The organism is Sorangium sp. So ce887, from assembly GCF_051521455.1.
Classification (GTDB): domain Bacteria; phylum Myxococcota_A; class Polyangia; order Polyangiales; family Polyangiaceae; genus Sorangium.
On the sequence record NZ_CP150354.1, the window covers coordinates 10061424 to 10077854 of the forward strand.

Below are 16431 nucleotides of genomic sequence, written 5' to 3' on the forward strand. Positions count from 1 at the left end.
GCTCAGCCGAGGACGAACCGCCGGATGCGCCCGGCGAGGCTCCTCACCTTCTCCTCGGCCTCGTTGTAGCGCTCGGCCGCGTCGCGCAGGTGGGCCTGGCGCGAGGCCATGAGCAAGCTGAGCTCGATCACGAGCTGCGGGCGCGCCTCGATGATCGGCTGCAGCGCCTCCTTCGTGATCTGGTAGAGCACCACCTCGTCGACGGCGCGCACCGTCGCGGTGCGCTCCTCGCCCGTGAGCAGCGCGAACTCCCCGAAGACGGCGCCCTTCTCGAGCGCGGCGACCGTCGAGTCCTGCCCGTCGGTGTGCCGCACCAGGACCTCGACCACGCCGGACGCGACGACGAACATCGACGAGTCCCGCTGCCCCTGCAGCACGACCCGGTCGAGCGGGCCGTACTCCACCCGGCGCACCTTCGTGGCGAGCTTGCGGAGCTCGCGATCGAGCAGCGGCTTGAAGACCGGCGCCCTCCGGAGCAGCGTCATGATGTCCTCGGCGCTCGCCTCGCGCTGGCCGCCCTTGCCCGGCTCGTCGAGATCGATCGACGACGCGGTCCCGTGACCGTCGCGCCGCTGCAGCGCGGCGAGCAGCGACGGGTTCTTCTCCATGTACGCCTCGAGCAGGCTCGCGTTCCGCGGGATGCACTCGTCGCCGGTGTAGTCCATGAGGTTCCGCTCGGCGGCCCAGCGGGCCACGTCGTTCATCGACTTCCGGTACTGCCGGCACGCCGCGGGGAAGATGCCGTCCTGATCGCCGAAGAGCGCGGTCAGCGCCTCGGGCATGAGGCTGAGCCCGAACAGCCGCACGTCGCCGCGCTGGTGCCAGAGCGCGAAGTCGCGCCACCGCGGGTCGAGGTGCGCGAGCTCCGGGAACGCGAGCACGCTGTTCTTGAGCACCGCCCGCTCCGCGTCGCGGAACACCCGGTGCCAGGTCTCCTGCGCGTTCCACAGGTTGGGGCCGGCGAGCTCGATCGCCTTCTGCAGGTCCGCGTGGTGGGCGTGCAGGAAGGTGAGCGTGGCCTTCTGTTTGCGCATCAGGTTCGTCAGGCTCACCGGCCCGGCCGCGAAGAAGCCGGCGGCGCGCGGCGCGATGTGCCGCATGTCCCAGACCTCCTTCCACGCCGCGACGTCGATCGCCGCGCGGATGGGCGCGAACGCCGCGCCGTTCTCGAAGGCCTCGCGCTCCCCCGGCGAGAGCATGTCCGGGTACTGGTCCTTCACCGCCTCGAAGATGCCGATGCACGTGAGGAGCTCGAGGTAGAGCCCCACCCGGAGCAACCAGCGGGGGTCGGGGAGGTTGCGCCGGTGCTGCTCGAGGTCCTGATGGATGGCCCGGAGGTACAGGAGGGCCTTGTCCATGCCGATGGTCAGCACGGGGAACCACGGGTGGTAGCCGACGTGCAGCTCGTCGATCCCGAGCGCCTGCTGCTGGATCTCCGTGTCCGTCTTGACGAGCCGGTCGAGCAGGCGCGTGTAGAGCGAGCCGAAGCGGCCGGTGTCGAAGATCTCGACGTCCGTCGTCTCGGAGGAGACCGTCCTGCCCGCCTCGCTGAGCCGGATCTCGACCCGGAGCTGCTGCCGGAACAGGCTCGCGAGCGTGAACGGATCGGCGCCGTCCGGGATGCGCCGCCGGAACGACTCGGGCAGGTCGACCCAGTGATAGCCGCCGCCGGTCTCCTCGCCGGGGGGGTGCGGCATGAGCTGCCGCGCCGGCACGATCGTGGCGACGTAGACCGTCTGATGGAACGAGTTCCACGGGGCGGGCTCGAGCATCGGGACGGGGTAGGACGACGTCGAGACGATCTGCGGGCTGAGCGGCAGGTCCATGATGCCGGGCACGGGGCACGGCTCGCCTTCGCCGGGGGTCGCCGGGAGGAACCACGCCGACAGGGTCACCTCGAACGGCCGCTCGAAGGGGGCGACGAACGCGTAAATGTCGCGCAGCCGGTAGAGCAGCCACACCTCGTCGCCGAGCTCCGACGGGTCGCCCGCGGTGTTGATGCAGCCGGCGCGCTCGCTGCACCCGTGCCCGGGATAAAGCGCCTCGTCCACAGGTCGCTTGCCGGGCTCGAACGGGATGAGCTCCAGCGACGGCGAGAGCTCGGCCGACTCCTCCTCCGGGCTCTGGCGCGCCTCGAGCTGCCGCAGGTACTGACGGACCCGGGCCAGCTTGTCCTCCCAGTCCATGCCCTCAACGCGGCTCATCAACAGCCGCTTGAACTGCCTCTGGAACTCCTTCGGGGTCATCATGCAGCGTCCACCTGAGTTGCCGGGGGGCCGGACAGCCGCCCTCCGAGAGAGCTTACCGGCTCCGCGCGCGCGGCGCGCAGCGATCAGCGCCGGCCAGAGCCCGCGCGAGCCCCTTGCGGCGCCGCGTCCCGGAAGGTACGGGCTTGCGCCGTATGGCCATCGAGATCCGCGAGCTCCGGAAGGGCGACAAGAAGGTCCTCAAGGACTTCCTGAACGTGGTCGACACCGTCTACGAGGGTGAGCCCAACTATATCCGCCCGCTCGACTTGGACATCGCCGATCGGCTCGACAAGAAGAAGAACCCCTTCTTCGAGCACGCCGAGGGGACGGCGTGGGTGGCGTACAAGGACGGCCGGCCGGCCGGCCGGATCACCGCGCAGGTCGATCACGAGCACCTCCGGATCCACCGCGACGAGACGGGCGCGTTCGGCTTCTTCGATACGATCGACGACGCGGAGACGGCGCAGGCGCTGCTCGCCGAAGCGGCGGCCTGGCTGCGCGCGCGCGGGATGAAGCGCATGCGGGGCCCATACTCGCTCTCGATCAACGAGGAAGCCGGCTGCCTCGTCGAGGGGTTCGACCACCCGCCGGTGCTGATGATGGCCTACCACCGGCCGCACCAGGGCCGGCTCATCGAGCAGGCGGGGCTCGAGAAGGTGAAGGATCTCTACGGGTGGCGCTACGAGGTCGGCGATGTCCCGCCCCGCGCGCAGAGGGCCCACGCCGAGGTGCTGGCGATGCCGGAGGTGCACACGCGCTGCGGCGACCTGAAGAACCTGCTCCACGACATCCGGATCGTCCTGGACGTCTTCAACGACTCCTGGAGCGACAACTGGGGCTTCGTGCCGATGACCGAGAAGGAGCTCGTCAAGTGGGCGAAGGACGTGCGGCTCATCCTGATGCCCGAGCTCACGAAGATCACGTTCATCGACGGCGAGCCGGCCGCCGTGTCGCTCGGGCTGCCCGACCTGAACGAGCTGATCCGGGACTTCCACGGCGAGCTCCTGCCGGCTGGGATCTTCAAGCTGCTGTGGCGGCTGCGCGTGCGCGGGCCGAAGAGCGGGCGCCTCGTCGTGCTCGGCATCCGCAAGAAGTGGCGCCACGTGCGGCGCTACGCCGGGCTCAGCGCATTCCTCTACGCCGAGATGAACCGGGCGGCGCACCTGCTCGGCATGAAGGGCGGCGAGCTCGGGTGGACGCTCGAGGACAACGCCGCCATCAACGCGGGCATCCGGCTGATGGGCGGCCGGCTCTACAAGAGGTACCGGCTCTACGAGCGGGCGCTCTGATCGACAGGGGCGCCGGGGCCGAAGGAGCGGATCGATGAAGGTGCTGGTCACGGGCGCGAGCGGGTTCCTCGGCTCGCACGTCGCCGAGCAGCTCGTGCAGAAGGGGCACGGCGTCGTGGCCCTCGTGCGGCGCTCGTCCAACACGAGGTTCCTGTCGTCGCTGCGCGGGGTCGAGCTCGCGTACGGCGCCATCGAGGACGCGGAGAGCGTCCGTCGCGCAGTCGTCGACTCGCCTGGCGTCGACGCGATCGTGCACTCGGCCGGGCTGGTCAAGGCGCGCGACGAGGCGGAGTTCTTCCGGGTCAACGTCGGCGGCACGCGGAACCTGCTCGACGCGGCGAAGGCGGCGTCGTCCATGAAGCGCTTCGTGTTCGTCTCGAGCCTCGCCGCCGTCGGCCCGAGCCTCGACGGGCGCCCCGTCGCCGCCGACGCGCGCCCGGCCCCGGTGACGCGCTACGGGCGCTCGAAGCTCGAGGCCGAGCGGCTGGTCCTCGCCGAGAAGGACGCGCTGCCCGTGGTCGTCGTGCGCCCCCCGATGATCTACGGCCCGCGCGACCAGGAGTCGTTCGCGTTCTTCCAGAGCGTCGCGCGCCGCTTCCTCCCGATGCTCGGCGACGGCAGGAACACGCTCAGCGTCATCTACGCCTCGGACGCGGCCGCCGCGTGCATCCGGGCGCTCGAGGCCGACGTGCCGAGCGGCCGGGCCTACTTCATCGACGACGGCCGCGTGTACGTGTGGCGCGACATGCTGACGCACGTCGAGGCGGCGCTCGGCGCGCGGGCGCTCGTCCGCGTCGGCATGCCGTTCTCGCTCGTGCGCGGCGCCGCGCTCGCGAGCGAGGGGATCGGCCGCCTCACCGGCAAGCCCGTGATGCTGACGCGCGACAAGCTGAACGAGCTCGCCGCGTCGCACTGGGTCTGCGACTCGGGCGACGCCCGCAGGGAGCTCGGCTGGGAGCCCCAGGTGGGCTGGGCCGAGGGGACGCGCCGGGCGGTCGCCTGGTACCGCGAGCACGGCTGGCTGTGACGTGACGCCGCGCCGCGCGCCGTTTGACGCTCGCCCGCGGCCTTCGTACCGTAAACGCATGTCCCGCTGTCCGCCGGCTGCCCCGGGCCTCGTCGCGCTGGCGCTCGGGCTGGCGGCCGCGCCGGTGCAGGCCGCGGAGCCGCCTCCCGGCGACGCCGCCGCGGCGCAGGCTCCGCGCGATCCGCTCGAGCGCGGCGCGGCGGCGGCGGACGCTCCGCCGAGCGCCGCCGCGCCCCGGTCGGCCCTGCGCGGCGCCGTCGTGGTGGCGGTGGACGACGCGAGCGCCGAGGCCGCTCGAGCGCTCGCGCGCGCGCTCTACCGCGACCCCGCGCTACGCCCGCCGATCGACGAGGCGGCCGCGCAGGTGCTCGCCGGCGATCCGCCGCGGCCCGACGCGCCGGCTTCCGTGAGGGAGCTCGCGGAGGTGCGCCGCTCCGCCGGGCGTGCCGAGTCCGAGCCGGTCGCGCGCGGCCTGCTCGCGTCGCTCGGCGCGGGCGCGGGCGCGGCGCTCGTCGTGGCGGTGACGACGGCGCACGGCCACCCCGTGGCCCGCGTGCTCCGGGTCGCGGGCGCGAGCTACGCGCCGCTCGAGCTCGGCGCGACGGTCCAGCGCGCCGCGGAGGGCGCGGCCGCCCCCGCCGGGGCGGCGTTCGACTGGCCGGGCGCGGGCGCGGCCCTCCGCGCGCTGCTCGCCGGGGAGGAGCGCCCGGCAGGCGCGACCGGTCGCGCCGCGGCGCCGCTCGCGCCCGCCCACGCACCGTCGCAACGCGGCCCGGTGGGCCCTCGCGCGGGCGTCGACCTGACGGCGCCTGGGGCTGACCGGGGCTCGCCGGAGCGGCGCTCGATGTGGAGCTCTCCCTGGTTCTGGGGTCCGCTCGCGGGCGTCGTCGCGACCGGGATCGTGGTGCTCGTGCTCGCCCAGACGGGCGAGGGCGACGGCGAGACCGTGCACCTCCGGGGTCGGATCGCTCCATGACGCGCTCCTGCCGGCGCAGCTCGGCGGCGTTGGGGCTGCGGCTCGCCGCGCTCCTGTGCCTCGCGCTCGTCGCCGCGCCCGGGCGCGTCGCCGGCGCCGCGCCCCGCGTCTACGACGCGCCCGCCGCGACGGGCGACGGCGGGGCCGCTGCCCCCGTCCCGCCGCCCCCGCCGGAGTACCACACCCAGGATCTCGACTGGATCGAGTTTGCCTATCACCCGTCGACCCGCGATCGCGTCCGCCCCTTGATCGCCCGTGCCGACGCCGTCCGCGCCGAGCTCAGCGCCCTGCTCGGCCGCGAGGCGCTTGTCGCTCCGGTGAAGGTCCGGATCGCGGCCTCCCTTGCCGAGCTCGACGGCCTCATCCCCGGGGGCATCGCGGGCCCCGCGACCGCTGTCTCCTTCGGCGCGCTCCGGCTCGCCGTCCTGAGCGACGCTCCGCGGCTCGGCGTCGCGGCGCCCGATCTCGAGAGCGCCTTCTGTCACGCGCTCGCGCACCTCGCCCTCGACGAGGCGACGGCCGGCGCCCTGATCCCGCGCTGGTTTCACGAGGGGTTCGCCGCTCACGCGGCCGGCGACGGCGTCGCTCGCCGCGCGCAGAGGCTCTCCGTCGCCACGCTGAGGGGGGGCCTCCTCCCGCTCGACGAGCTCGAGGCGAACCTGCCGGGCGCCGGCGGCACGGCCGGATCCCTGGCGCACGCGCAGTCGGCCGACGTCGTCCGCTTCCTCGTCGAGGGCGAGCGCCGTCCGCTCTTCGCGCGCGCCCTGGATCAGGTGCGCGCCGGCTCCCCGCTCGCGGGCGCGCTCGAGGCCGCGTACGCCTCGACCGGCCGCGAGATCGAGCTCGCGTGGCGTGCCGACGTCGCGCGCCGCTACGGCTTCGTCCCGGTGCTGGCGGGCTCGCTGCTGGTGATCGGGCTGCTCGTGGCGGGCAGGCTGGCCGTGCGTCGGTTCCGCGCCCGGAGGTCGCCGCCGCCTCCCGCGCCGCGCCGGCGGCTCCGCGCCGCGCACGAGGCGGCGGAGATGCGCCAGCGGACCGCGCGCCCATCCACGGCCCAGCTCGTGGCCACCCTGGGCGCCCGTCATCGCAGCGAGGCGGACGGCGACACGGACGTCCCGAAGGTGGAGCACAACGGCCAGTGGCACACGCTCCACTGAACGCCGCGGAGGGAGGCCGTCCCCGGCCTGATCGCCCGGGGCCGCAGCGCCGGCTGCTCGAGCTCGCGCTCGGCGCGGCCTGGCTCATCGGCCTCGCCGCGGCCCTGCAGATCGTCTCCGTGCTCCTGTCGTCGAGCCCGCTCGCGGCGGCGCTCGCCGGCGCCGTCGTCGCCGACCTTGTCGCGTCGCGGGCGGGCGTTCCGTGGACCGACCCGCTGGAGCCGGAGGGTCCGGGCCACCGCGCGCGCATCGCCCGCCGCGTCGGGCTCGGCGCGGCGCTGGGCGCGCTCGCCGTGCTGCTGACGCTCGGCGTCTCCGTGGTCGTCGGCTGGGCGACCGTCGACGCCGGGGAGCCCTCGGCGAGCTTCGGTTTCGCCGTGGCGCGCGCCATCGCCCTCGCCGTCCGCGACGAGCTCCTGCTCACGGGCATTCCGTTCGCCGCCGCGGCGCGCGCCGGCGTCTCGAGCCGCCACGCGTTCGCCTTCTCCGTCCTCGCGCACGGCGCCGCCCTCGGGCTCGCGCCGGGCGCGACCGCGTCGAGCTTCGCCCTCGCGTCCGCGCTCGGCGCGCTCGCTGCGGCGCTCTTCCTGCGCGGCCGCGGCGCGCTCGCGCCCATCGCCGCCCACGCGAGCTTCATCGCGTTCGCGGGCGCGGGCCTGCGCGGCTCCCTGCTCGACGTCACGTGGGTCGACGGCGCCCTCGCCGCCGGGACCCGGGCCTTCGGCCCGCCAGCCTGGCTCGCCGCCGCCGCGCTCGCGGCCCTCGCCGCGCTCGTCCTCCGCGCCGGCGCGTCCCGTCCTGGCCGACCGGCGCGGTGAGCGCCCTCGCCCGCGCGCGGCCGCCGCGGGGCGCTCCCTGACGCGCCGCCGTGCCGGCATGAGATGCCCCTCGCCTGCGTTGAAGCTCCGGACAGCGGCGCTGGGGGCGTTGCGCTCCTCTCCCCGCCGCGCACTCGGTTTCGCCCTTCCAGCCTCCGGCAGTCGGCGCGCCAACGTCCGCCGGATCGACACCGGCATTTCACAGCGCCGTGCGAGGACGCGCCGCGCAGCGCGGGCGTGACACGCGCTGCATCCCACAGCGCCTCACCCCCCGGACACGGCTATGTCATATTTCAGCGCACCGCGTCAAATGCACGTTGACGCAATGCCTTCGAGGAATCAACGATCGCATATGCATTGGGAAAGGATCCGTCGGATTGCGCCGGTGACGTTGCTCGTTCTCGCGTCGACGGGCTGCGGCATGGCGACGATGGTCGACACGAACACGCGCTCCATCCAGGCGACCACCGAGGAGATGAGGCGCACGCGGTCGACGATCGAGGATTCGAATCAGGCGCTGCGCGAGTCGCAGGAGAGCCTCGATCGGCTGGCCGACCTGCGCCAGCCGATGGAGAAGGTCGCCGAGATGCAGGAGGCGATGGAGCGGCTGGCCGAGCTCAAGGGGTCGATGGACGCGATGCAGCGGAGCCTGCGCGAGACCGCGAGCCTCGAGCAGTCGATGGACCGGCTGAGCGAGATGAAGGCCACGATCGCCGCAATGAACGAGAGCCTCGCGGGCATCCGCGGCCCGCTCGAGGACGTCGCGGCGCTGAACGCTCCGATGCGCGACGTCGCCGCGCTGAACGCTCCGATGCGCGACGTCGCCGGGCTGAAGCAGCCGATGGAGCAGGTCGCGACGCTGCGCGAGCCGATGCAGGAGGTGAGCAAGCTGTCGGCGCCGATGGAGGAGATGAGCCAGCTCGGGAGCGACGCCGCTCGCCAGACCGGCCTCGTCGCCGTCGCCCTGCTCGGCTGGGGCCTCGTGACGTTCCTCGGCGTGTACTTCGGCGTCCAGGCCGGCACCCGTCGTCAGCAGCGCCTCGCGCAGGGCGACGGGGACTCGAGCGCGGCCCCGCCGCAGGCCGAGCCCGCGCCTCGCATCCTCGCCGAGAGCCGGAGCTTCGAGCGCCGGGCGCAGGTCAAGTCGATGTGATCGTCGTCTGACGGACGCGTCTCGCCGGCTGGCGAGCGGCGGAGTTGCCCGCCGCTCGCCGGCTGCGCCCCCACATCATCTCCCGATCAACGATATGTATCCCAGAACGCCGACATGCGATCGACCTGCCCCGCAGTGAACGAATCCATGCAGGCGTCGTCGGTATAATCCATGAAGTTCTGAATCGGGTCGAACCCGTCGCCCCTGCAGGTGTCCCGGCTCATCGGGCAACCGTACGCGGCGCTGCGCTCAGCCGACGTGTCGTCGACCCCGTCACCGGTCTTGCTGCAGCCGCCCTGGAAGGTGTGGTAGAGGCCGAGCCAGTGACCGACCTCATGCGTCCCCGTATCTCCCTCGTTGTACGGCGCCGCGGCGCCGCCGGGCAACGAGGAGTGGAGCAGGACGACGCCGTCGTCGCCCGGGTTGGCCGTGTAGCTCGAGGGGAACGTCGCCCAGCCGAGTAGACCGCCGCTCGGGTTGGCCGTGTAGAGGTTGAGGTGGTCGGGACCACCGATGCGAAGCGCCGACTTGGCTTGCCGCTCGGCCGCGGAGCCGAGCTTCATGGTGTACCAGGTCGCGTTCGTCGTCCGGTCCACCGAGGCCAGAACGAAGCGGAAGCGGGTGGTCGCGTAAGCGTCGTTGAGCACGTCGATCTGCTCCTCGATCCTGGCCTGGGGCACGTTGCCGTTCGAGGTGCTCGTTCCCTTGTTGATGACGTGGACGTGCACGGGGATCTCGACGTCCGTCTGCGCGGTGAACCCGACCGCCGCCCTGCTGCGAACGAACCGGTCGACGGTGTCCCGTTCAACCTCGCTCAGCTCGACGGTCGCGCAGCTGCGCCGCAGCGGAGCCGGGGCCGCCTCCACCTGCTCGGGATCGACGTCGGCGACGACCGGTTCTTCCTCCTCCGCCGGGGTCGACGGGTCGCCGTTGCACGCGGCGGCACTCAAGGCAGCGATCAAGACTAAGGCAAGTACCTCCGCACACGTCCGAGCTCGCATAGACATTCTCCTTGGTTCAGGCCCCGCAAAGGAAGCAGGAATATATATCCACGTTGACAATCAGTTCAATTCCAAAAGGGCTGATTCCACTCAAGACGACAAGGTTAGATTCCACGTCTTGGTCGTCTTGCGTCATCTCGTCGAACGCCAGCCGGTGCCTCGGGGCGCGCGCCGCGATGACGCGGCGCAACGGCGTGCGCGGAGCCGACACGCCGGCTGCTCCAACATGGAGCGATCGCTCCATTATGGAGCACACGGCGAGATCGACGCTGGCCGAGCGGCCCTCGACTCGAGACCAGATAACGACCAGGACGCTGGCCGTTCCGCCCGTTTTCCATGTCCTCTGCGTATTCAGAAGCAGGCTCGAGGGGCTCATCCAGGTTTCGAGAAGCCCTCTGAGGAACGCCGTATCGACGTTCATCCGCCTGGCCTGTGCAGTTTGAGCCACGCTCGAATCGAGGCGCACGAGGGTTGTCCAACTCGCCATCTGCCACATTACTCAGCGTAGCCCGACGGCCGCGCTCGCTGCGCCGGCGCGCTCCGGGCCGCGCGGCGCACGCGTGCCCGTGGTCCGGGCGGGAGAGCGGCGAGCTCCTACCGGCCCGGAGGGCGCTCGGCGGCGGCCTCGCCGCGCGACGGCCGGCGCGGCGAGGAGGCGGCGGCGGTCGAGCGATCTCACTTACCCCCGCGGCCGTCCCGGGGTGCGCGGCCGGCGAGCTCCGTGCATCCTGATTGCAGTACTGTCCTGGCGACGGTAGATGTCTCGCATGGCGCGTTCGAAAGCAGGTCAGTCCGCGGAGCAGCTCCGCGAGCAGATCCGGGCGACCGGCCTGCGAGCCACCTCGCCGCGCATCGCCGTGCTGCAGAGCCTCGGCCGCACGCGGACGCCCGTCAGCCACGCCGAGCTCGCGGCCGAGCTCGCCCCCAAGGGGTGGGATCGCGCCACCATCTACCGGAACCTGATCGATCTCACGAACGCGGGGCTCGTGAGCCGCACCGACATGGGCGACCACCTCTGGCGGTTCGAGCTGCGCGAGGGCACCGGCGACCACGCGACGAACGAGCACCCGCACTTCATGTGCGACACGTGCGGGGACGTGCTCTGCCTCCCCGACGAGAGCATCGAGATCAAGGCGGCGCGCGGCGCCCCCCGTGCGCTGCGCCGCAAGGGCCTCCAGATCCAGATCAAGGGTCGCTGCGACCGGTGCGTTCAGCCCTGAGCCGCGGGGCCACCGGCGCAGCGCGGCAGCCCTGAGCCGCTGGGCCACCGGCGCAGCGCGGCAGCCCTGAGCCGCTGGGCCACCGGAGCCGCGAGCCGCCTGTGCCGCGGACCGGCCTGTGCCGCGGGCCCCCCGAACCGCAGGTCCCTCTGAGCCGCGCGAAGACGCGTCGCCCCGCGGGAACGCGGTCGTTGTTCGCACCTCGATTGCAACACCAATTTGATGTTGATTAGGGTCCGTGGCTCGGGCATAGCCCACCGGCCCATGCTCGCGCTCGTCGTCGCCTTGTCGATCGCCGGCCTCGCCACGGGGCCGCTCCTCGTGGCGCTCGGCCGGCGCCGGGCGCTGCCGACGTCAGCGCTCGACGGGCTGACGCTCGGCCTCGTCCCCGCCCTGGTCCTCGCGCGCCACCTCCCGCACGCGGTCGAGGAGATCGGGGCGCAGGCGGTCCTCTGGACGGCGCTCGGGTACGTGGCGCTCTCGCTCACCGAGCACCGGCGGCGCGACACCGGCAAGGTCCTGGGGCGGGAGATCGCGTTCTCGGCGCTCGCCGTGCACGGGCTGCTCGACGGCGCCGGGCTCGCGCTGGCCGCGTCCGCGGCCGACGGCGGCGCGGACGGGGTGCTCTTCGCGAGCGCCGTCCTCGTGCACCGGCTCCCCGAGGGCCTATCCCTCGCCGCGCGCTTCCTGCCCGCCTGGGGCTGGCGGCAGCTCGCCCTGCGCCTCGGTCTCCTCGGGCTGCTCACGCTGCTCGGCGCCCTCCTCGGCCAGCGCCTCATGGAGAGCCTCCCCCACGAATCGTTCGAGGTGTTCGTCGCGTTCGGCCTCGGCGTCCTGCTGCGGCTCGTCGTCCACACGCACGAGGCGCCGCCCCGGAGCCGGACGGCGCGGACCGCGAGCGCCGTCGCCTTCGTCTCGGGCCTGTGCGTCGCGCTCGCGCTCCCCAGCCCGGAGAGCTTCTTCACGCATGCCCACGCGTCCGAGCTGTCGATGGCCGAGTCGCTGGGCCCGCTGTTCGTCGAGACGGCGCCCGCCGTGCTCGCGGGGCTCGCTGCGGCGGGGCTCATGCACGCGTTCTTCCCGCGTCACGCGATCGGACAGGCGCACGGCGGCGCCGCGCTGCTCTCGCTGCGGCTGCTCGGCCTGCCGCTCACCGCGGTGCGCGTCGCCGGCAGCGCGCTCCTCGCCATGCTGGTCGCGCTCCTCGTCGCCAGGGTAGCCGGGTCGCCCGGCACGGCGCCGCGCCGCAGCGCGCCGCCCGCCTCGGGCGTTGCCGCTTCGCCGGGCGCGCGGCTCCGTGCGGCCGCCGTCGAGGCCGCCGGTCCTGCGCTCGATCGCGTGGCCGCGTGGTACCTCGTCGGCCTCGTGCTCGCCGCCGTCCTCGAGGCGACGATCGAGCCGGCCGCGGCGCGCGCGCTCGGCGCGCCGGCCGACATCGTGGTGAGCGCCCTCATCGCGGCGCCGGTCTACATGTGCGCGCAAGGCGCGGCGCCGCTCGCCGCCGTGATGATCCACAAGGGGTTCTCGGTCGGCGCGGCGGTCGCATTCCTCCTGGTGGGGCCCGCGACCAGCGTCGCAGTGCTCGCCATGCTGAAGCGGTCGCTCGGCGCGCGCGCCGCCGCCGCCTTCGCGCTCTTCAGCGTCGCCTTCGCCGTCGTGGTCGGCCTCGTCGCGAACGCGCTCGTCCCCGGCGCCGTGGTCCCGGACCTCCACGACCTCGCATCCGACGAGCACGCCCCCGTCGAGTGGGTCTGCGCGGCAGCGCTCGGCGCGCTCCTGCTCTGGAGCTTCACGAGGCTCGGACCGCGCGCGTGGTTCGGCCACATGCTCGGCACCGGCGGCGCCCCTGCGCCCAGCCCGGCGGAGCCGTACGCGCGGGATGCGCACGCGCATCGCTGCGCTGCACACGACGCCCTGGGCGGTCACGGCGCGCACGCGCCCCCCACCGGCACCAGCGCGCCGCGCGCCTGACGCGGAGCGCTCCGCCCCGCTCGTTCCACGAGACACCGCTCGCCGGTCGCGGCCGGCCCTCGCGCGCCGCCCTCACGCGCCGCGCATCCGGCGCGGCGCGGCGATCATCCGAGCTGGACCGCGCCGTGATGATCGCAGTGATCGCCGTGCGGGTGGTGGAGGTGCCCGCCGACGAGGTAATCGAAATGATCGCCGTGGGGCACGGCCTGGTGGCCGCAGCCTTCCCCGTGCGTGTGCGCCTTCGCGTGATCCGCGCAGGCGTGGCTCGGCGTGCACGCGTCGGGGTTGTCGTTGCCGACCGGGAGCACGTGCTCGTCGAAGTGATCGCCGTGCGGGTGATGCAGGTGCCCGTCGTGCAGGTAATCGACGTGGCCCTCGTGCCTCAGCGCCTGATGTCCACATCCCTGCCCGTGAACATGAGCGTGCGCTTCGTGGGTACGGTGATTGTCCATCGAGTTGCGTCCTTTCCGGGAAATGCCCGCCGCGAGCGCGCATGGCAGCCCCAGGAGAAACAACATGGGGCACCGATGCCCACCGCCGCAAGCAGCCGTCCTCCGTGGTCTTGCGGGCCGCGTTCGAGGAGCGCAGAGGCGAGCCGCTGGGGTGGGACGAGCGCGCCGCCGAGCCTCGTCGCTCAGCGGCTCCAGTACCTGCCGAGGAGCACGAGCACCATCGCCCAGACCACGACCCCGAGCCCCGCCGCGACGAGCATGGCCGGCGGCAGCCGCCTTCCGTGCTGCACGAGCCGCCCCAGCGTCCCCGCCGCGCCGCCGCCGCGCATCGCGGCGCTCTCCGGTGCGAGGCTGAGCTTGTCGCCCAGCACGAAGTCCGAGGCGCGCCGCCCCTTCTGTCCCCGGAAGCGCGCGGCGCGCAGCTCGCGGAGCACGGCATCGAGCTCCTTCGCGAGCACGCCCGCCGAGGCGATCCGATCGTCGCGCTCGCGCTGCAGGCAGGCGTCGACGATGCGGCAGAGGCGCGGCGGGAGCCCCGGCTTGCGCGAGGCGATCGGATCGCAGTCCTTGCTCAGGATGCGGACCATGAGCGCGTTGTAGTTCGGCGCCTCGTGCGGGAGCGTCCCGGTCAACGCCTCGTGCAGGACGACGCCCAGCGACCAGAGGTCGGCGCGGCCGTCCAGGTCCTCGCGCCCCGCGGCCTGCTCGGGCGACATGTAGGCCGGCGAGCCGACGACGCAGCCCGTATGGGTCAGCGCGAAGTTGTGCTCCTTCTCCAGCACCTTGCTGATCCCGAAATCGAGGATCTTCCCCACGAGCTCACCCAGGTGGTTGCGGTGCACGTAGAGGTTCGCGGGCTTCAGGTCGCGGTGGATGATCCCCTGCTGATGGGCCATGTCGAGCGCCCGCGCGAGGCCGATGAAGATCTCGACCAGCGTCTCCGGCTCGATCGTGTGCTCGCGCCGCAGCCACTCGTCGAGCCCCTCGCCGACGAGCAGCTCGAGCACGAGGAACGGCGAGCCGTCCTCCGCCTGACCGAGATCGAGGATCTCGACGATGCTGGGGCTCCGCACGCGCCCGCTCGCCTTCGCCTCGTTGAAGAAGCGCTGGAGCGCGACGGCGTCCTCGGCCACCTCGGGGCGCATCACCTTGAGCGCCACGTCACGGTCGATGAGCTCGTTCTTCGCGGCCCACACCGACCCGCTGGCGCCTCGGCCCAGGATCTTCACGAGCCGGTAGCGAGACTGGATGAGATCGCCGGGGTTCACTGCTGCGCCGAGGTGTCCCGGGGACGAGGGTGTCTTACCCCCGGACCCACATCAGAGACGGGTCGGAGGATACCCCGGCGCATGGACGAGCGGTACCGCGGCGCCGCCAGGTCCAGCGGGGACCCAAAGTTCGCGAGGCGAGGGAATGACAGCCCACTTTGCGCCCCGAGGGCCGCAGCGCAGGGCGGAGAAACCCTGGATTTCGAGGCGCCGCGACGCCTCGTCTCGGCGTCAGCGGCGCTCGACCAACAGGACAGCGAGCGAGGAAGAGAGCGGGCAGCGAGGGTCACAGCGCAATTTTCCCGTGCGCCGGGCCCTGCGCTGCCTCGGGGGTGGGGAGGATCAGACGTCGTAGTAGAGGAAGAACTCGTGCGGGACCGGGCGGAGCCGGATCGCGTCGACCTCGCGCTCGCGCTTGTAGTCGATCCAGGTCTTGAGGATGTCGCGGGTGAAGACATCGCCGCGGAGCAGGAACTCGTGATCGCGCTCGAGGCAGGAGAGCGCCTCGTCGAGCGAGCCCGGCATGTGCGGCACTTCCTTGAGCTCCTCGGGCGAGAGCGCGTAGATGTCCTTGTCGAGCGGGTCGCCCGGGTCGATCCGGTTCTGGACGCCGTCGAGGCCGGCCATCATCATGGCCGCGAAGGCGAGGTACGGATTGCAGCTCGCGTCCGGGAAGCGGACCTCGATGCGGCGGCCCTTCGGGCTGTTGCCGGGCGGCAGCGGGATGCGGATCGACGCCGAGCGGTTGCGGCTCGAGTACGCGAGGTTCACGGGCGCCTCGTAGCCCGGGACGAGCCGGCGATAGCTGTTCGTCGTCGGGTTGGTGAGCGCGGCGATCGCCTTCGCGTGCTTCAGGATGCCGCCGATGTACCAGAGGCCCATGTCGGACAGCCCGGCATAGCCGTCGCCGGCGAAGAGCGGCTTGCCCTCCTTCCAGAGCGACTGGTGGCAGTGCATGCCGCTGCCGTTGTCGCCGAAGACGGGCTTCGGCATGAACGTCACCGACTTGCCGTGCTTGCGGCCGACGTTCTTGATGACGTACTTGAACCACATGAGGTTGTCGGCCATCGCGGTCAGCGTCGAGAACTTGATGCCGATCTCGCACTGCCCGGCCGACGCCACCTCGTGGTGGCCGACCTCGACTCCGATGCCGGTCTCGATGAGCGTGGACATCATGTCCGCGCGCAGATCCGAGAGCGTGTCGGTCGGCGGAACGGGGAAGTAGCCCTCCTTCGACCGGATCTTGTGGCCGAGGCCGGCCTTGCCGGTGTTCCAGACTGCCTCCTCGCTGTCGATCTCGTAGAACGCGCCGCGCTGCGAGCTCTCGTAGCGAACCGAGTCGAAGACGAAGAACTCGGCCTCGGGCCCGAAGTAGGTCGTGTCAGCGATGCCGCTCGCGCGGAGGTGGTTCTCCGCCTTCTGGGCGATGTAACGCGGGTCGCGCCCGTAGGGCTGGCCGGTCACGGGATCGCTGATCTTGCAGATCATGCTGAGCGTCTTCTGGGCGTGGAACGGGTCGAGCTTCGCCGTCGACGCATCGGGCGTCATCAGCATGTCGCTCGCGTTGATCGGCTGCCATCCGCGCACGGAGGAGCCGTCGAAGCCGATCCCCTCCTCGAAGATGTCCTCGTTCAGACGGGACACCGGGACGGTCGTGTGCTGCCAGATGCCGGGCAGATCGATGAACTTGAGATCGACAAACTTTACGTCGTTTTCCTTCGCAAACGCGACGACATCTTTCGCCTTCATGATCTTCTCTTACCTCGCTGACTCGCTGCTCTCGCTGTATGTGACTCTACGGCGCGCGGGCTCGTGCTCGCTGCTAGCTGCCTGGGGTGTCGAGCCTGCGA

Annotated in this window: 14 protein-coding genes; 8 read left to right on the plus strand and 6 right to left on the minus strand. The window is 72.3% G+C overall.

From position 1 onward, the window contains the following. Nucleotides 1-2: 2 nt before the first annotated feature. On the minus strand, nucleotides 3-2249 hold the full coding sequence (locus WMF36_RS37580) for a cyclic nucleotide-binding domain-containing protein (protein WP_437575634.1): 2247 nt from the start codon (nucleotides 2247-2249) through the stop codon (nucleotides 3-5). A 152-nt stretch (nucleotides 2250-2401) separates the two neighbouring features. Here WMF36_RS37580 and WMF36_RS37585 point away from each other — a divergent pair, with 152 nt between their 5' ends. The 6 genes from WMF36_RS37585 to WMF36_RS37610 all read left to right on the plus strand — a co-directional run bounded on the left by WMF36_RS37585 (nucleotide 2402) and on the right by WMF36_RS37610 (nucleotide 8669). Next, complete coding sequence (locus WMF36_RS37585; protein ID WP_437575635.1) at nucleotides 2402-3538, plus strand: hypothetical protein; 1137 nt, start codon at nucleotides 2402-2404, stop codon at nucleotides 3536-3538. A gap of 34 nt (nucleotides 3539-3572) precedes the next feature. Then, entirely contained in the window at nucleotides 3573-4565 is a 993-nt protein-coding gene (locus WMF36_RS37590; protein ID WP_437575636.1) for an NAD-dependent epimerase/dehydratase family protein, read from the plus strand. A gap of 58 nt (nucleotides 4566-4623) precedes the next feature. Continuing rightward, the gene (locus WMF36_RS37595) at nucleotides 4624-5541 is read left to right on the plus strand and encodes a hypothetical protein (RefSeq protein WP_437575637.1); all 918 of its coding nucleotides are present in this window, start codon (nucleotides 4624-4626) and stop codon (nucleotides 5539-5541) included. Next, on the plus strand, nucleotides 5538-6698 hold the full coding sequence (locus tag WMF36_RS37600; RefSeq protein WP_437575638.1) for a peptidase MA family metallohydrolase: 1161 nt from the start codon (nucleotides 5538-5540) through the stop codon (nucleotides 6696-6698). The genes WMF36_RS37595 and WMF36_RS37600 overlap by 4 nt, the downstream gene beginning before the upstream one ends. After that, entirely contained in the window at nucleotides 6680-7516 is an 837-nt protein-coding gene (locus WMF36_RS37605; protein ID WP_437575639.1) for a type II CAAX prenyl endopeptidase Rce1 family protein, read from the plus strand. Before WMF36_RS37600 ends, WMF36_RS37605 begins: the two co-directional genes overlap by 19 nt. Nucleotides 7517-7901: 385 nt before the next feature. Next, nucleotides 7902-8669: a hypothetical protein gene (locus WMF36_RS37610; protein WP_437575640.1), complete on the plus strand. Its 768-nt coding sequence runs from the start codon at nucleotides 7902-7904 to the stop codon at nucleotides 8667-8669. 86 nt (nucleotides 8670-8755) lie between these two features. Here the strand turns inward: WMF36_RS37610 and WMF36_RS37615 are convergent, their stop codons facing one another. Both WMF36_RS37615 and WMF36_RS37620 read right to left on the minus strand, forming a co-directional pair. Continuing rightward, the gene (locus WMF36_RS37615; RefSeq protein ID WP_437575641.1) at nucleotides 8756-9670 is read right to left on the minus strand and encodes a zinc metalloprotease; all 915 of its coding nucleotides are present in this window, start codon (nucleotides 9668-9670) and stop codon (nucleotides 8756-8758) included. Between the two features lie 16 nt (nucleotides 9671-9686). Beyond that, nucleotides 9687-10091, minus strand: coding sequence for a hypothetical protein (locus WMF36_RS37620; protein WP_437575642.1), 405 nt, complete (start codon nucleotides 10089-10091; stop codon nucleotides 9687-9689). A 346-nt stretch (nucleotides 10092-10437) separates the two neighbouring features. On the opposite strand from WMF36_RS37620, the gene WMF36_RS37625 reads away from it, so the two are divergent. Both WMF36_RS37625 and WMF36_RS37630 read left to right on the plus strand, forming a co-directional pair. Beyond that, nucleotides 10438-10890, plus strand: a complete 453-nt coding sequence (locus WMF36_RS37625; protein WP_437575643.1) for a Fur family transcriptional regulator — start codon at nucleotides 10438-10440, stop codon at nucleotides 10888-10890. A 264-nt stretch (nucleotides 10891-11154) separates the two neighbouring features. Then, on the plus strand, nucleotides 11155-12861 hold the full coding sequence (locus WMF36_RS37630) for a permease (RefSeq protein WP_437575644.1): 1707 nt from the start codon (nucleotides 11155-11157) through the stop codon (nucleotides 12859-12861). A 104-nt stretch (nucleotides 12862-12965) separates the two neighbouring features. Here WMF36_RS37630 and WMF36_RS37635 read toward each other — a convergent pair whose 3' ends face one another. From WMF36_RS37635 to glnA, 3 genes are all read right to left on the minus strand, one after another. Then, nucleotides 12966-13313, minus strand: coding sequence for a hypothetical protein (locus WMF36_RS37635; RefSeq protein WP_437575645.1), 348 nt, complete (start codon nucleotides 13311-13313; stop codon nucleotides 12966-12968). A 182-nt stretch (nucleotides 13314-13495) separates the two neighbouring features. Then, complete coding sequence (locus tag WMF36_RS37640) at nucleotides 13496-14581, minus strand: serine/threonine-protein kinase (protein WP_437575646.1); 1086 nt, start codon at nucleotides 14579-14581, stop codon at nucleotides 13496-13498. 342 nt (nucleotides 14582-14923) lie between these two features. Next, complete coding sequence (glnA, locus tag WMF36_RS37645; protein ID WP_437575647.1) at nucleotides 14924-16330, minus strand: type I glutamate--ammonia ligase; 1407 nt, start codon at nucleotides 16328-16330, stop codon at nucleotides 14924-14926. Nucleotides 16331-16431: the final 101 nt, after the last annotated feature.

Coding starts and splice junctions, on each gene's coding strand:
- WMF36_RS37580 (WP_437575634.1), bottom strand. CDS start 2,249: ATGATGACCCCGAAGGAGTTCCAGAGGCAGTTCAAGCGGCTGTTGATG.
- WMF36_RS37585 (WP_437575635.1), top strand. CDS start 2,402: ATGGCCATCGAGATCCGCGAGCTCCGGAAGGGCGACAAGAAGGTCCTC.
- WMF36_RS37590 (WP_437575636.1), top strand. CDS start 3,573: ATGAAGGTGCTGGTCACGGGCGCGAGCGGGTTCCTCGGCTCGCACGTC.
- WMF36_RS37595 (WP_437575637.1), top strand. CDS start 4,624: ATGTCCCGCTGTCCGCCGGCTGCCCCGGGCCTCGTCGCGCTGGCGCTC.
- WMF36_RS37600 (WP_437575638.1), top strand. CDS start 5,538: ATGACGCGCTCCTGCCGGCGCAGCTCGGCGGCGTTGGGGCTGCGGCTC.
- WMF36_RS37615 (WP_437575641.1), bottom strand. CDS start 9,670: ATGCGAGCTCGGACGTGTGCGGAGGTACTTGCCTTAGTCTTGATCGCT.
- WMF36_RS37620 (WP_437575642.1), bottom strand. CDS start 10,091: ATGAACGTCGATACGGCGTTCCTCAGAGGGCTTCTCGAAACCTGGATG.
- WMF36_RS37625 (WP_437575643.1), top strand. CDS start 10,438: ATGGCGCGTTCGAAAGCAGGTCAGTCCGCGGAGCAGCTCCGCGAGCAG.
- WMF36_RS37630 (WP_437575644.1), top strand. CDS start 11,155: ATGCTCGCGCTCGTCGTCGCCTTGTCGATCGCCGGCCTCGCCACGGGG.
- WMF36_RS37635 (WP_437575645.1), bottom strand. CDS start 13,313: ATGGACAATCACCGTACCCACGAAGCGCACGCTCATGTTCACGGGCAG.
- glnA (WP_437575647.1), bottom strand. CDS start 16,330: ATGAAGGCGAAAGATGTCGTCGCGTTTGCGAAGGAAAACGACGTAAAG.